This window comes from Rhizobium sp. YS-1r (assembly GCF_000757525.1).
In the GTDB taxonomy this organism is placed as follows: domain Bacteria; phylum Pseudomonadota; class Alphaproteobacteria; order Rhizobiales; family Rhizobiaceae; genus Neorhizobium; species Neorhizobium petrolearium.
On sequence record NZ_JPYQ01000015.1, the window covers coordinates 1 to 12,582 of the forward strand.

General features: G+C 60.0%; 23 protein-coding genes. All 23 read left to right on the forward strand.

Translation table 11 applies throughout. The features are described from left to right. Positions 1-313 precede the first annotated feature (313 nt). The gene (gene rpsJ, locus JL39_RS13340; protein WP_003547547.1) at positions 314-622 is read left to right on the forward strand and encodes a 30S ribosomal protein S10; all 309 of its coding nucleotides are present in this window, start codon (positions 314-316) and stop codon (positions 620-622) included. A gap of 49 nt (positions 623-671) precedes the next feature. Further along, the gene (rplC, locus tag JL39_RS13345; protein WP_037151085.1) at positions 672-1,313 is read left to right on the forward strand and encodes a 50S ribosomal protein L3; all 642 of its coding nucleotides are present in this window, start codon (positions 672-674) and stop codon (positions 1,311-1,313) included. A gap of 14 nt (positions 1,314-1,327) precedes the next feature. Further along, positions 1,328-1,948 carry a 50S ribosomal protein L4 gene (gene rplD, locus JL39_RS13350; RefSeq protein ID WP_037151090.1) on the forward strand — a complete coding sequence of 207 codons (621 nt, stop codon included), beginning with the start codon at positions 1,328-1,330 and terminating at the stop codon, positions 1,946-1,948. After that, positions 1,945-2,238 carry a 50S ribosomal protein L23 gene (locus tag JL39_RS13355; RefSeq protein ID WP_037151093.1) on the forward strand — a complete coding sequence of 98 codons (294 nt, stop codon included), beginning with the start codon at positions 1,945-1,947 and terminating at the stop codon, positions 2,236-2,238. Before rplD ends, JL39_RS13355 begins: the two co-directional genes overlap by 4 nt. Positions 2,239-2,249: 11 nt before the next feature. Beyond that, positions 2,250-3,083 (forward strand): 50S ribosomal protein L2, encoded by an 834-nt coding sequence (rplB, locus tag JL39_RS13360; RefSeq protein WP_037151096.1) that lies wholly within the window; start codon positions 2,250-2,252, stop codon positions 3,081-3,083. A gap of 16 nt (positions 3,084-3,099) precedes the next feature. Further along, positions 3,100-3,378 (forward strand): 30S ribosomal protein S19, encoded by a 279-nt coding sequence (rpsS, locus tag JL39_RS13365; protein ID WP_029620128.1) that lies wholly within the window; start codon positions 3,100-3,102, stop codon positions 3,376-3,378. Positions 3,379-3,380: 2 nt separating this feature from the next. Then, positions 3,381-3,770, forward strand: coding sequence for a 50S ribosomal protein L22 (rplV, locus tag JL39_RS13370; protein WP_037151099.1), 390 nt, complete (start codon positions 3,381-3,383; stop codon positions 3,768-3,770). Continuing rightward, entirely contained in the window at positions 3,770-4,504 is a 735-nt protein-coding gene (gene rpsC / locus JL39_RS13375; protein ID WP_037151102.1) for a 30S ribosomal protein S3, read from the forward strand. The genes rplV and rpsC overlap by 1 nt, the downstream gene beginning before the upstream one ends. Positions 4,505-4,542: 38 nt before the next feature. Beyond that, positions 4,543-4,956, forward strand: a complete 414-nt coding sequence (rplP, locus tag JL39_RS13380; protein WP_037151105.1) for a 50S ribosomal protein L16 — start codon at positions 4,543-4,545, stop codon at positions 4,954-4,956. Positions 4,957-4,968: 12 nt separating this feature from the next. Beyond that, positions 4,969-5,169, forward strand: coding sequence for a 50S ribosomal protein L29 (gene rpmC / locus JL39_RS13385; RefSeq protein ID WP_037151107.1), 201 nt, complete (start codon positions 4,969-4,971; stop codon positions 5,167-5,169). A gap of 11 nt (positions 5,170-5,180) precedes the next feature. Then, a complete protein-coding gene (gene rpsQ, locus JL39_RS13390) occupies positions 5,181-5,417 on the forward strand; it encodes a 30S ribosomal protein S17 (protein ID WP_003495195.1) in 237 nt (78 codons plus the stop codon). A 233-nt stretch (positions 5,418-5,650) separates the two neighbouring features. Further along, a complete protein-coding gene (gene rplN / locus JL39_RS13395) occupies positions 5,651-6,019 on the forward strand; it encodes a 50S ribosomal protein L14 (protein ID WP_007770138.1) in 369 nt (122 codons plus the stop codon). Between the two features lie 15 nt (positions 6,020-6,034). Next, positions 6,035-6,343, forward strand: coding sequence for a 50S ribosomal protein L24 (gene rplX / locus JL39_RS13400; protein WP_037151108.1), 309 nt, complete (start codon positions 6,035-6,037; stop codon positions 6,341-6,343). Further along, complete coding sequence (rplE, locus tag JL39_RS13405) at positions 6,336-6,893, forward strand: 50S ribosomal protein L5 (RefSeq protein ID WP_037151110.1); 558 nt, start codon at positions 6,336-6,338, stop codon at positions 6,891-6,893. The genes rplX and rplE overlap by 8 nt, the downstream gene beginning before the upstream one ends. Before the next feature lie 33 nt (positions 6,894-6,926). Further along, entirely contained in the window at positions 6,927-7,232 is a 306-nt protein-coding gene (gene rpsN, locus JL39_RS13410; protein ID WP_037151122.1) for a 30S ribosomal protein S14, read from the forward strand. Positions 7,233-7,244: 12 nt separating this feature from the next. Beyond that, entirely contained in the window at positions 7,245-7,643 is a 399-nt protein-coding gene (gene rpsH, locus JL39_RS13415; protein WP_037151125.1) for a 30S ribosomal protein S8, read from the forward strand. Between the two features lie 44 nt (positions 7,644-7,687). Next, entirely contained in the window at positions 7,688-8,221 is a 534-nt protein-coding gene (gene rplF, locus JL39_RS13420; RefSeq protein WP_037151128.1) for a 50S ribosomal protein L6, read from the forward strand. Positions 8,222-8,233: 12 nt separating this feature from the next. Then, positions 8,234-8,596, forward strand: a complete 363-nt coding sequence (gene rplR, locus JL39_RS13425) for a 50S ribosomal protein L18 (RefSeq protein WP_037151131.1) — start codon at positions 8,234-8,236, stop codon at positions 8,594-8,596. Between the two features lie 185 nt (positions 8,597-8,781). Further along, positions 8,782-9,351 (forward strand): 30S ribosomal protein S5, encoded by a 570-nt coding sequence (gene rpsE / locus JL39_RS13430; protein WP_037151134.1) that lies wholly within the window; start codon positions 8,782-8,784, stop codon positions 9,349-9,351. A gap of 12 nt (positions 9,352-9,363) precedes the next feature. Beyond that, positions 9,364-9,570 (forward strand): 50S ribosomal protein L30, encoded by a 207-nt coding sequence (gene rpmD / locus JL39_RS13435; RefSeq protein WP_037151137.1) that lies wholly within the window; start codon positions 9,364-9,366, stop codon positions 9,568-9,570. A gap of 16 nt (positions 9,571-9,586) precedes the next feature. Continuing rightward, positions 9,587-10,066, forward strand: a complete 480-nt coding sequence (gene rplO / locus JL39_RS13440; RefSeq protein ID WP_037151140.1) for a 50S ribosomal protein L15 — start codon at positions 9,587-9,589, stop codon at positions 10,064-10,066. 238 nt (positions 10,067-10,304) lie between these two features. Further along, positions 10,305-11,645, forward strand: coding sequence for a preprotein translocase subunit SecY (gene secY / locus JL39_RS13445; protein ID WP_037151143.1), 1,341 nt, complete (start codon positions 10,305-10,307; stop codon positions 11,643-11,645). After that, positions 11,642-12,292: an adenylate kinase gene (locus JL39_RS13450; RefSeq protein ID WP_037151146.1), complete on the forward strand. Its 651-nt coding sequence runs from the start codon at positions 11,642-11,644 to the stop codon at positions 12,290-12,292. Before secY ends, JL39_RS13450 begins: the two co-directional genes overlap by 4 nt. The last annotated feature ends 290 nt before the right edge of the window (positions 12,293-12,582 follow it).

The following is a 12,582-nucleotide window of genomic DNA, read 5'->3' on the forward strand; positions in this document are numbered from 1 at the left end:
CGAAGGCGGCCGCACCGTCGGCGCCGGCATCGTCGCATCCATCGTCGAGTGATCTTTTTAAGCAAGCGGCGGATAGCCGCTTGCTTATGACATAAAAATGTAGCAAATGGCGCGCCAGCGCGATTTGCTCCTGCTTCGCTTCGAGGCAGAAATCAAACACATAAGGTGGGCCTTAAGGGCCTGGAGACTGGAAAGGGATGCCGGTTGCGGCGTCCCCTTCGATCTTTGAAACCGGTGGTCCGCCTTAGGAAGAAGAACAACCCGTGCCGTTTCGTTTGGGCACGTGGATAACAGACAACAAGGATAACGTCGAATGAACGGCCAAAATATCCGCATTCGCCTGAAGGCGTTCGATCACCGGATTCTCGATGCTTCCACGCGCGAGATCGTGTCGACGGCGAAGCGCACCGGTGCTAGCGTCCGGGGCCCCGTTCCGCTTCCGACCCGCATCGAGAAGTTTACGGTTAACCGGTCCCCCCACATCGACAAGAAGAGCCGCGAGCAGTTCGAGATGCGCACCCACAAGCGCCTTCTCGATATCGTTGACCCGACGCCGCAGACGGTGGACGCGCTGATGAAGCTCGACCTCGCCGCCGGTGTCGATGTTGAGATCAAGCTCTGAGACCTTGGTTTCGGCCAGGGTTTCAGACTGAGTGAGAAGGATTGAACCGATGCGTTCGGGTGTAATTGCACAGAAGGTGGGAATGACCCGCGTCTATAACGACGCCGGCGAGCATATCCCGGTAACCGTATTGCGGCTGGACAACTGCCAGGTCGTCGCGCAGCGCACCGTCGAGAAGAATGGCTATACGGCTGTTCAGCTGGGCGCCGGCACGGCCAAGGTGAAGAACACGTCCAAGGCGATGCGCGGCAACTTTGCCGTCGCCAATGTCGAGCCGAAGGCGAAGCTCGTCGAGTTTCGCGTTTCCGAAGACAACATGATTGATGTCGGCACCGAGCTGACGGCCGCCCATTTCCAGGCCGGCCAGCTGGTGGACGTCACCGGCACCTCGATCGGTAAGGGTTTTGCCGGTGCCATGAAGCGCCACAATTTCGGCGGTCTGCGCGCCACGCACGGTGTGTCCGTTTCGCACCGCTCGCATGGTTCGACCGGCAATAACCAGGATCCGGGCAAGGTCTGGAAGGGCAAGCGCATGGCTGGTCACATGGGCCAGACGCGCGTCACCACCCAGAACCTCGAAATCGTCTCCACCGACGAAAACCGTGGCCTGATCCTCGTCAAGGGTGCCGTTCCCGGCTCCAAGGGCTCGTGGATCGTCGTTCGCGACGCCGTCAAGTCGGCCGCGAAGTAAGGGAGCCAGCTACAATGGAATATAACGTCAAGACCCTCGAGGGAAAAGACGCCGGCAAGGTCTCCCTGTCGGATGAGATTTTCGGACTCGATCCCCGTGAAGACATTCTGGCCCGCATGATTCGTTGGCAGCTCGCCAAGAAGCAGCAGGGCACTCACAAGTCGAAGGGCCGTTCGGAAATCGCCCGCACCGGTTCGAAGATGTACAAGCAGAAGGGTACGGGCCGCGCTCGTCACCATTCCGCTCGCGCTCCGCAGTTCCGCGGTGGCGGCAAGGCCCATGGTCCGGTCGTCCGCAGCCACGAGCATGATCTTCCGAAGAAGGTCCGTGCGCTGGCTCTGCGTCACGCTCTCTCTGCCAAGATGAAGGCTGAAGATCTGATCATCGTCGACAACCTGGTCGCCGCTGAAGCCAAGACCAAGGCTCTTGCCGGCTCCTTCGAGACGCTCGGCCTGACCAATGCGCTGTTCATCGGCGGTGTCGAACTCGACAGCAACTTCAAGCTCGCTGCCCAGAACATCCCGAATGTCGATGTTCTGCCGGTTCAGGGCATCAATGTTTACGACATCCTGCGCCGCGGCAAGCTCGTGCTTTCCAAGGCTGCTGTGGAAGCTCTAGAGGAGCGTTTCAAGTGACCGATCTTCGCCACTATGATGTGATCGTTTCTCCTGCGATCACCGAAAAGTCGACGCTGGCATCCGAGCAGAACCAGGTCGTCTTCAACGTTGCCAAGACTGCTTCCAAGCCGGAGATCAAGGCTGCCGTCGAGGCGCTGTTCGGCGTGAAGGTCACGGCCGTCAACACGCTTGTCCGCAAGGGCAAGGTGAAGCGGTTCCGCGGCTTCATCGGCAAGCAGAAGGACGTCAAGAAGGCTGTCGTCACCCTGGCCGAAGGTCAGACGATCGACGTCTCCACCGGTCTCTGAGGTATAAGACAATGGCATTGAAAAGCTACAATCCGACGACCCCGAGCCAGCGCCAGCTGGTCATCGTCGACCGCTCGGGCCTCTGGAAGGGCAAGCCGGTCAAGACGCTGACGGAAGGTCTCTCCAAGAGCGGCGGTCGCAACAACAACGGTCGCATCACCGCTCGCTTTATCGGCGGCGGTCACAAGCGGACCTATCGCCTGATCGACTTCAAGCGTCGTAAGTTCGACGTCGAGGGCACGGTCGAGCGTTTGGAATACGACCCGAACCGCACGGCATTCATCGCGCTCGTGACCTATACGGACGGCGAGCAGGCCTACATTCTCGCTCCGCAGCGTCTGGCTGCCGGCGACAAGGTGATCGCTTCCAACAAGGCGGTCGATGTCAAGCCGGGCAATACCATGCCCCTGCAGTACATCCCGGTCGGCTCCATCGTTCACAACGTCGAGATGAAGCCGGGTAAGGGTGGTCAGATCGCCCGCTCTGCAGGCACCTATGTTCAGCTCGTCGGCCGCGACCAGGGCATGGCGATCCTGCGCCTCAACTCCGGCGAGCAGCGCCTGGTGCACGGCTCTTGCCTTGCATCGATCGGTGCTGTATCGAACCCCGATCACGGCAACATCAATGACGGCAAGGCCGGTCGTACCGTCTGGCGGGGCAAGCGTCCGCATAACCGCGGCGTCGTCATGAACCCGGTCGACCACCCGCACGGCGGTGGTGAAGGCCGTACCTCGGGTGGTCGCCACCCGGTGACCCCGTGGGGCAAGCCGACGAAGGGCAAGCGCACCCGTTCGAACAAGTCGACAGACAAGTTCATCATGCGCTCGCGCCACGTGAAGAAGTAAGAGAGGAAGTCGTTCAATGGCTCGTTCAGTTTGGAAAGGTCCGTTTGTTGACGGCTATCTTCTCAAGAAGGCTGAGAAGGTACGTGAAGGCGGACGCAGTGAAGTGATCAAGATGTGGAGCCGTCGTTCCACCATCCTGCCGCAGTTCGTTGGTTTGACCTTTGGCGTCTACAATGGCTCGAAGCACATCCCGGTCAGCGTCAACGAAGACATGGTCGGACACAAGTTCGGTGAATTCGCTCCCACCCGGACCTATTATGGTCACGGCGCGGACAAGAAGGCGAAGAGGAAGTAATCATGGCGAAGGCTAAGACCGAACGCCGGCTGAAGGATAACGAGGCGCAGGCAGTTGCGCGCACGCTCCGTGTCAGCCCCCAGAAGCTGAACCTCGTTGCCGCCATGATCCGCGGCAAGAAGGTCGATCGCGCGCTCGCCGAGCTTGAGTTCTCGCGCAAGCGTATCGCCGGCACGGTGAAGAAGACGCTCGAGTCTGCGATCGCCAATGCCGAAAACAACCATGACCTCGACGTCGACTCGCTGATCGTCTCCGAAGCCTATGTCGGCAAGTCGATCGTGATGAAGCGCTTCCACGCCCGTGGCCGCGGTCGCGCCTCGCGGATCGAGAAGCCGTTTGCGCATCTGACGATCGTCGTTCGCGAAGTCGAGGAAAAAGGGGAGGCCGCATAATGGGCCAGAAAATCAATCCGATCGGTTTCCGCCTCGGCATCAACCGTACCTGGGACAGCCGCTGGTTCGCCGATAACGCCGAATACGGCCAGCTCCTCCACGAGGACCTGAAGATCCGCGCCTACCTGATGCAGGAGCTGAAGCAGGCCGGCATCGCAAAGGTTGTCATCGAGCGTCCGCACAAGAAGTGCCGCGTCACGATCCACTCGGCTCGTCCGGGCCTGATCATCGGCAAGAAGGGTGCAGACATCGAGAAGCTCCGCAAGAAGCTTTCCACGATGACCAACTCGGAAACGCACCTCAACATCGTCGAAGTGCGCAAGCCGGAAATCGACTCGACGCTGGTCGCTCAGTCGATCGCCCAGCAGCTCGAGCGCCGCGTGGCTTTCCGCCGTGCGATGAAGCGTGCCGTTCAGTCGGCCATGCGTCTCGGCGCCGAAGGCATCAAGATCACCTGCGCCGGCCGTCTCGGTGGTGCGGAAATCGCCCGTACCGAATGGTATCGCGAAGGTCGCGTTCCGCTGCACACGCTGCGCGCCGACATCGATTACGGTACGGCTGAAGCCGAAACCGCATTCGGTATTTGCGGCATCAAGGTCTGGATCTTCAAGGGTGAAATCCTTGAGCACGACCCGATGGCTTCCGAACGTCGCGCGCTGGAAGGCGATGCGCAGGGTCCGGCAAGCCGTGACCGCGATCGTGGCGATCGTCGCCGCGAACGCGAAAACGCTTGATAAGCGCTGGCGAAAGATAAGCTCGGAGAAGTAAGAAAATGTTGCAGCCAAAGCGTACCAAGTACCGCAAGCAGTTCAAGGGGCGCATCAAGGGTGTGGCCAAGGGCGGCTTCGATCTGGCCTTCGGCGAATTCGGCCTGAAGTCACAGGAGCCCAACCGCGTCAATGCCCGCGAGATCGAAGCGGCCCGCCGCGCGATCACCCGTCACATGAAGCGCGCCGGCCGCGTCTGGATCCGCGTGTTCCCGGATGTTCCGGTCACCGCCAAGCCGACCGAAGTGCGTATGGGTAAGGGCAAGGGTTCGGTCGAATACTGGGCCTGCAAGGTCAAGCCCGGCCGTATCATGTTCGAGATCGATGGTGTTCCGGAAGACACGGCGCGTGAAGCGCTTCGCCTCGGCGCCGCCAAGCTCTCGGTCAAGACGCGCTTCGTACAGCGCATCGCAGAGTAAGGAGAAGGCACGATGAAAGCCGAAGACGTACGCGGCCTCACGGCCGACCAGCTCAAGGACAAGCTTGCCGACCTCAAGAAGGAGCAGTTCAATCTGCGCTTCCAGAAGGCGACCGGTCAGCTCGAAAAGTCCTCGCGCATCAACGAAGTCCGCAAGGATATCGCCCGCGTGAAAACCATTGCCCGCCAGAAGGCGGCAGAAGCCAAGGCTTAAGGAAGAACAATATGCCGAAACGCATTCTGCAGGGCGTAGTCGTTTCCGACAAGAACGAGAAGACCGTTGTTGTCCGGGTAGAGCGCCGATTCGCGCATCCGTTGCTTCAAAAGACGGTCCGCCGTTCCAAGAAGTACAAAGCGCATGACGAGAACAACCAGTACAAGGTTGGCGACGTGGTTTCCATCGAGGAATGCGCGCCGATCTCCAAGGACAAGCGCTGGACGGTCGTTTCCGCCCAGGCTTAATTTGCAGAGAATGCAGCCAGGCCCTTGCGTCTGGCTGAAATATCTGTATGAAGCAGCGCATTGGCGCAGGACGCTCGGCAACGGGCGTTCTTTTGCTTTGAGCGCAGGGAAGGTCCCTTTCAGGGAAACCACCTTGGCAAGACCCATCCCGCGCACATCGAAATTCTGTCCATAAGCCGAAACAGGGCGTCTTTGCGTCCTTTGGTTCGGTCATTAGAAAAAGGCGACCTGACATGATTCAGATGCAAACAAACCTCGACGTGGCGGATAATTCCGGCGCACGTCGTGTCATGTGCATCAAGGTGCTGGGCGGCTCCAAGCGCAAGTACGCTTCGATCGGCGACATCATCGTCGTTTCGATCAAGGAAGCGATCCCGCGCGGCCGCGTCAAGAAGGGTGATGTGATGAAGGCGGTTGTTGTGCGTACCGCCAAGGATATCCGTCGTCCGGACGGCAGCGTCATCCGCTTCGACAACAACGCAGCGGTCCTTATCGACAACAAGAAAGAGCCGATCGGCACCCGTATCTTCGGACCGGTTCCGCGCGAACTTCGCGCCAAGAACCATATGAAGATCATCTCGCTGGCTCCGGAAGTTCTGTAAGAGGGAGCGGGACACATGCAGAAGATTAAGAAGGGCGACAACGTCGTCGTATTGACCGGCAAGGACAAGGGTCGCACGGGCGAAGTTGTCCAGGTCCTGCCGAAGGAAGATCGTGCCGTTGTGCGTGGCGTCAACATGGTGAAGCGCCACCAGCGCCAGACCCAGACGCAGGAAGCCGGCATCATCAACAAGGAAGCATCCATTCACCTGTCGAACATTGCGATCGTCGCCAAGGACGGCAAGCCGACCCGCGTCGGTTTCCAGGTCGTCGACGGCAAGAAGGTGCGTGTGGCCAAGCGTACGGGAGATGTGATCGATGGCTGAGGCAAAGTACGAGCCGCGGCTCAAGAAGGAATACGTTTCCCGCATCCGTGCCGCGATGAAGGAACAGTTCTCCTACAAGAACGACATGATGATCCCCAGGCTGGACAAGATCGTCATCAACATGGGTGTGGGCGAGGCGACCGCTGATTCGAAGAAGCCCACGGTGGCTGCTGCCGACCTGGCGGCGATCGCCGGCCAGAAGCCGGTCATCACCAAGGCACGCAATTCGATCGCAGGCTTCAAGGTGCGCGAGAACATGCCGATCGGCGCGAAGGTCACCCTGCGCGGCGCCCGCATGTACGAATTCATGGACCGCCTGATCAACATCGCGCTGCCGCGCGTTCGCGACTTCCGCGGCCTGAACCCGAAGAGCTTTGACGGCCGTGGCAACTTCGCCATGGGCCTCAAGGAACACATTGTGTTCCCGGAGATCAACTACGACAAGGTTGATCAGATGTGGGGCATGGACATCATCGTTTGCACGACGGCGACCAACGACGACGAAGCGCGGGCTCTTCTGAAAGAGTTCAACTTCCCGTTCCGTCAGTAACCGTAACGACGAGCGTTAAAAAGGAACTCCGATATGGCGAAAACCAGCGCAGTTGAAAAGAACAAGCGCCGCCGCAAGACCGTTGCCCAGCACGCCGCCAAGCGCGCTGTCCTGAAGGCGACCATCATGAACCAGGAACTGCCGATCGAAGAGCGGTTCAAGGCCACTCTGAAGCTGGCGGAACTGCCGCGCGATGGCTCGAAGACGCGTATCCGCAACCGTTGCGAAGTCACCGGTCGCCCGCGCGCTTTCTATCGCAAGCTCAAGATGTCGCGTATCGCGCTTCGTGAGCTGGGTAACCTCGGCAAGGTGCCGGGCATCGTCAAGTCGAGCTGGTAAGGAGATCGTTAGATGACCATGACTGATCCCTTGGGCGATATGCTCACCCGTATCCGCAACGGCGCTTCCCGCCGCAAGTCGACCGTGACGACGCCTGCTTCCAAGCTGCGCGCCCGCGTTTTGGACGTCCTGCAGGCCGAAGGTTACATCCGCGGTTATTCGGAAATCGATTACGGCAACGGCAAGTCCGAGCTTGAAATCGAGCTGAAGTATTACGAAGGCGCGTCGGTGATCCGTGAGATCGGCCGCGTATCTAAGCCGGGCCGCCGGGTCTATGTCTCGGTAAAGTCCATTCCGCAGGTCGCGAACGGCCTCGGCATCACCATCCTTTCGACCCCGAAGGGCGTGATGGCCGATCACCAGGCTCGCGAACAGAACGTTGGTGGCGAGGTTCTCTGCTCGGTCTTCTAAGGCCTAAGCAGGGGAACTCCATAACGAACAGACAGGATTGAAAAATGTCTCGTATCGGTAAAAAGCCCGTTCAGGTTCCTGCAGGTGTTACGGCCTCTGTTGATGGCCAGAAGGTGACTGCGAAGGGCCCGAAGGGCGAGCTGTTCTTTGTCGCGAACGACGAGATCAAGCTGAAGCTCGAAGACAATGCGGTTTCGGTGACCCCGGTCAACGAAACCAAGGATGCTCGTTCGAAGTGGGGCATGTCCCGCACGATGATCGAGAACATCTTCAAGGGTGTTAAGGACGGCTACGAGCGCAAGCTCGAAATCAACGGCGTTGGTTACCGTGCGTCGATGCAGGGCAAGAACCTGCAGCTCGCGCTCGGCTTTTCCCACGACGTTGTCTACGAGCCGCCGCAGGGCATTACCATTGCCGTGCCGAAGCCGACGGAAATCGTCGTCTCGGGCATCAATAAGCAGCAGGTCGGTCAGGTTGCCGCGGAAATCCGCGAATACCGCGGTCCGGAGCCCTACAAGGGCAAAGGCGTCAAGTACGCTGAGGAACGGATCGTCCGCAAGGAAGGCAAGAAGAAGTAAGGATTACGCGATATGGCTAGCAGGAAAGAAGCACTTGCAAAGCGCGCGAGCCGCGTGCGCCGCCAGCTCAAGGCGGTCGCCAACGGCCGTCCGCGCCTGTCGGTTCATCGCTCGTCGAAGAACATCTACGCTCAGGTCATCGATGATGTGGCCGGCCGCACGCTTGCTGCCGCGTCCACGCTCGATGCGGGTTTGCGCTCGTCTTTGAAGACCGGCGCTGACGTTGCGGCGGCCGCCGCTGTCGGCAAGCTGGTGGCCGCGCGCGCCTCCGAGGCCGGCGTGAAGGAAGTCGTGTTCGATCGCGGCGCCTTCATTTATCACGGTCGCATCAAGGCGCTTGCCGATGCTGCCCGCGAAGGCGGTCTGAGCTTCTAAGAGTTTTCGCCCGGTCTCCCGGAACAAGGGGGGCCGGGCGAAATGCGGTTTGCCGCAACCTCCGGAATATCCTTCCGGATCCAGGGCAATTCCAGGAAAGGCGCCAGGCGGCTTTCCGTCCCGAATTGCGTGGACGTAAATTGTAATCTGCCGATTGCACCCGGAAAAGAAAAAGGAAAAGGACAATGGCACAGGAAAGAAGAGGCTCGCGCGACGATCGCCAGAGCCGTGAAGAGCGCGATAGCGAATTCGTCGACAAGCTGGTCGCGATCAACCGCGTCGCCAAGGTCGTCAAGGGCGGCCGTCGTTTCGGTTTTGCAGCTCTCGTCGTCGTCGGCGACCAGAAGGGCCGCGTCGGCTTCGGCCATGGCAAGGCGCGCGAAGTGCCGGAAGCCATCCGCAAGGCGACCGAAAGCGCGAAGCGTGATCTCATCTTCGTACCGCTGCGTGACGGCCGTACGCTGCATCATGACGTCAATGGTCGTCACGGCGCCGGCAAAGTTCTGCTGCGTGCGGCCAAGGCCGGTACCGGTATCATCGCCGGCGGTCCGATGCGCGCCGTTTTCGAGACCCTCGGCGTTCATGACGTCGTCGCCAAGTCGACCGGTTCGTCGAACCCGTACAACATGGTTCGCGCCACGTTCGACGCCCTGAAGCACCAGGTTCACCCGAAGGACATCGCAGCCCAGCGCGGCATCAAGTATGCAACGCTTCAGGCCCGCCGTGCTTCTTCCGGTGTCACCTCGGAAGAATAAGGAGAGCGGATTATGGCCAAGAAGGCAGAAGCCGCCAACAAGACGATCACGATCGAGCAGATCGGTTCGCCTATCCGCCGCCCGGAAGTCCAGCGCAAGACGCTGATCGGGCTCGGCCTCAACAAGATGCACCGGACCCGCACCCTGGAAGATACGCCTTCCGTTCGTGGCATGATCCGGGCTGTCCAGCATCTCGTCCGCATTGTCGACGAGAAGTGAGACGGAGGAATTGACCATGAAACTGAATGAGATCAAGGACAACGAAGGCGCCTCCAAGGAGCGTATCCGCGTTGGTCGCGGCATCGGCTCCGGCAAGGGCAAGACCGGCGGCCGCGGCGTGAAGGGTCAGAAGGCCCGTTCCGGCGTTGCGATCAAGGGCTTCGAAGGCGGCCAGATGCCGATCTATCGTCGCCTGCCGAAGCGCGGCTTCACCAACATCTTCGCTTCCGAATACGTCACCGTTTCGCTCGGTCGTATCCAGACCGCGATCGATGCCAAGAAGCTTGATCCCAAGGCAACGATCGATGCCGCAGCGCTCAAGGCTGCCGGCGTCATCCGCCGCCCGAAGGATGGCGTTCGCATCCTCGCGGACGGTGAACTGAAGGCCAAGGTTTCGATCGAAGTCGCCGGCGCTTCCAAGGCTGCCGTCGAGAAGATCGAGAAGGCTGGCGGTTCTGTGAAGCTGCTCGCCGCAGTCGAAGCTGCCGCGGAATAAATCGTTTGAGAATCGCCCGGTTTGAGCTTCACACCGGGCGATTTTATCTCCATATGTGAGCCTCACGATCCCGATGCGATCTGCCGGTCGCTGGGCCGGGATCACACGGAAAACAGGGTGAGGCATCTGATTGCGCCCGCAATCTCCGCGCCCGGTTTTTTGAACCAGAATTTGAGAGACTGCTTTCCGGGTCCGGCACTCTTCCCGCCGCCGGAGAATTGGTCAGGCGGAGAATTGCATGGCTTCTGCAGCGGAACAACTTGCCTCCAATCTGAATTTTTCCACCTTCGCCAAGGCGGAGGACCTCAAGAAGCGGCTGTGGTTCACCCTCGCAGCATTGCTCGTTTATCGCCTCGGCACCCATATTCCGCTTCCGGGCCTCAACCCCGAAGCCTATGCGCAGGCCTTCCGCGGCCAATCTGGCGGCATCCTCGGCCTCTTTAACATGTTTTCGGGCGGCGCCGTGGAGCGCATGGCGATCTTCGCGCTCGGCATCATGCCCTATATCTCCGCATCGATCATCGTGCAGCTCATGACCTCGGTCGTGCCTTCGCTGGAAGCCTTGAAGAAGGAAGGCGAGCAGGGCCGCAAGATCATCAACCAGTACACCCGCTACGGCACCGTGATCCTCGGCGCGCTGCAGGCCTATGGCATTGCCGCCGGTCTTGAAAGCGGGCAGGGGATCGTGACCGAGCCAGGCTGGTTCTTCCGCCTGTCCACCGTCGTGACGCTGCTTGGCGGCACCATGTTCCTGATGTGGCTCGGTGAGCAGATCACGTCGCGCGGCATCGGCAACGGCATTTCGCTGATCATCTTCTCGGGCATCGCCGCCGGTCTGCCGACCGCGCTCGCCGGCACGCTCGAACTTGGCCGCACCGGTGCGCTTCCGACGGCGCTGATCCTGACCGTCATCGTCGTGGCGATCGCAGTCATTACCCTGATCGTCTTCGTCGAGCGGGCACAGCGTCGGCTGCTGATCCAGTATCCGAAGCGTCAGGTCGGCAACCGCATGTTCCAGGGCGATACGTCGCACCTGCCGCTGAAGCTCAACACCTCCGGCGTCATTCCTGCGATCTTTGCCTCGTCGCTCCTGCTTCTGCCGGCGACGGCCGCAGGCTTTGCCGGCACGAGCGAGCTTCCGAACTGGGCGACCATGATCATCTCGTCGCTCGGCCATGGCCAGCCGCTGTTCATGCTGTTTTACGGCCTGCTGATCGCGTTCTTCGCCTTCTTCTACACGGCGATCGTCTTCAATCCGAAGGACACCGCCGACAATCTGAAGAAGCATGGCGGCTTCATCCCGGGCATCCGTCCGGGTGAGCGGACTGCCGAATACATCGATTATGTGCTGACCCGCATCACGGTCATCGGCGCGATTTACCTGGTTTTCGTCTGCATCCTGCCGGAATTCCTGGTGGCTCGTACAGGCGTTCCATTAGCCCTTGGTGGTACTTCGCTTTTGATCGTTGTCAGTGTAACCCTCGATACGGTTGCACAGATTCAGGGACACCTCATCGCACAGCAGTATGAGGGCCTGATCAAGAAGTCGAAATTGCGCGGAGGAAAGAGGGGACGATGAGATTGATTCTTTTGGGGCCGCCGGGTGCGGGCAAGGGGACCCAGGCCCAGCGGATCGTGGAGAAGCACGGCATACCGCAGCTCTCCACCGGAGACATGTTGCGCGCGGCGGTGGCCGCCCAGACGGAAGTCGGCAAGCGCGCCAAGGCCGTCATGGATGCCGGCAACCTCGTCTCCGACGAAATCGTCAACGCGATCGTTTCCGAGCGTATCGACCAGCCGGATGCCGCGAACGGATTTATCCTTGACGGTTTTCCGCGCACCCTGGTTCAGGCGGATGCGACCGAGCAGATGCTGGCGGCCAAGGGGCTGGATCTCTCGGTCGTCGTTGAACTTCGTGTCGACGACCAGGAACTCATCCGGCGTGTCTCGGGCCGCTATTCCTGTGCCCAGTGCGGGACGGTCTATCACGACACGGACAAGAAGCCGGCCAAGGAAGGCGTCTGTGACAAGTGCGGATCGACGCATTTCAAGCGCCGTCCGGACGACAATGCCGAGACCATGACCAAGCGCCTCGAGGTCTACTACAAGGAAACCTCGCCGCTGATCGGCTATTACTACGCCAAGGGCAAGCTCAAGGTGGTGGACGGAATGGCAGAGATGGACAAGGTCACTGCCGATATCGAAGAAATCCTGGCGGCGCTCTAGCGCATGTCTCCCAAAAGCGGGAACCGGTTTTGGGACAAAGACATGCGCAAAAGCAGACCGTCATCGATCTGTTAAAGAATCTTGGGCGGAGCGGTTGCATTTCAGCGCCGATTCCGCTAAACACCGCGCCAACTCGCGACAGCTTTAAGCGATCGGCGCGGATTTCCCGAAAGGACATCCGGGACCGGTCGTTTTGACCTGTTCCGGATGACGTTTGAACTGGCGGCTGGTGAGCCGCTTTCATGGAAGAAAGTACCACTTGCCGGATGGCAACTGGAACCAAGGAGAAT

Coding starts and splice junctions, on each gene's coding strand:
- rpsJ (WP_003547547.1), top strand. CDS start 314: ATGAACGGCCAAAATATCCGCATTCGCCTGAAGGCGTTCGATCACCGG.
- rplC (WP_037151085.1), top strand. CDS start 672: ATGCGTTCGGGTGTAATTGCACAGAAGGTGGGAATGACCCGCGTCTAT.
- rplD (WP_037151090.1), top strand. CDS start 1,328: ATGGAATATAACGTCAAGACCCTCGAGGGAAAAGACGCCGGCAAGGTC.
- rplB (WP_037151096.1), top strand. CDS start 2,250: ATGGCATTGAAAAGCTACAATCCGACGACCCCGAGCCAGCGCCAGCTG.
- rpsS (WP_029620128.1), top strand. CDS start 3,100: ATGGCTCGTTCAGTTTGGAAAGGTCCGTTTGTTGACGGCTATCTTCTC.
- rplV (WP_037151099.1), top strand. CDS start 3,381: ATGGCGAAGGCTAAGACCGAACGCCGGCTGAAGGATAACGAGGCGCAG.
- rpsC (WP_037151102.1), top strand. CDS start 3,770: ATGGGCCAGAAAATCAATCCGATCGGTTTCCGCCTCGGCATCAACCGT.
- rplP (WP_037151105.1), top strand. CDS start 4,543: ATGTTGCAGCCAAAGCGTACCAAGTACCGCAAGCAGTTCAAGGGGCGC.
- rpmC (WP_037151107.1), top strand. CDS start 4,969: ATGAAAGCCGAAGACGTACGCGGCCTCACGGCCGACCAGCTCAAGGAC.
- rpsQ (WP_003495195.1), top strand. CDS start 5,181: ATGCCGAAACGCATTCTGCAGGGCGTAGTCGTTTCCGACAAGAACGAG.
- rplN (WP_007770138.1), top strand. CDS start 5,651: ATGATTCAGATGCAAACAAACCTCGACGTGGCGGATAATTCCGGCGCA.
- rplX (WP_037151108.1), top strand. CDS start 6,035: ATGCAGAAGATTAAGAAGGGCGACAACGTCGTCGTATTGACCGGCAAG.
- rplE (WP_037151110.1), top strand. CDS start 6,336: ATGGCTGAGGCAAAGTACGAGCCGCGGCTCAAGAAGGAATACGTTTCC.
- rpsN (WP_037151122.1), top strand. CDS start 6,927: ATGGCGAAAACCAGCGCAGTTGAAAAGAACAAGCGCCGCCGCAAGACC.
- rpsH (WP_037151125.1), top strand. CDS start 7,245: ATGACCATGACTGATCCCTTGGGCGATATGCTCACCCGTATCCGCAAC.
- rplF (WP_037151128.1), top strand. CDS start 7,688: ATGTCTCGTATCGGTAAAAAGCCCGTTCAGGTTCCTGCAGGTGTTACG.
- rplR (WP_037151131.1), top strand. CDS start 8,234: ATGGCTAGCAGGAAAGAAGCACTTGCAAAGCGCGCGAGCCGCGTGCGC.
- rpsE (WP_037151134.1), top strand. CDS start 8,782: ATGGCACAGGAAAGAAGAGGCTCGCGCGACGATCGCCAGAGCCGTGAA.
- rpmD (WP_037151137.1), top strand. CDS start 9,364: ATGGCCAAGAAGGCAGAAGCCGCCAACAAGACGATCACGATCGAGCAG.
- rplO (WP_037151140.1), top strand. CDS start 9,587: ATGAAACTGAATGAGATCAAGGACAACGAAGGCGCCTCCAAGGAGCGT.
- secY (WP_037151143.1), top strand. CDS start 10,305: ATGGCTTCTGCAGCGGAACAACTTGCCTCCAATCTGAATTTTTCCACC.
- JL39_RS13450 (WP_037151146.1), top strand. CDS start 11,642: ATGAGATTGATTCTTTTGGGGCCGCCGGGTGCGGGCAAGGGGACCCAG.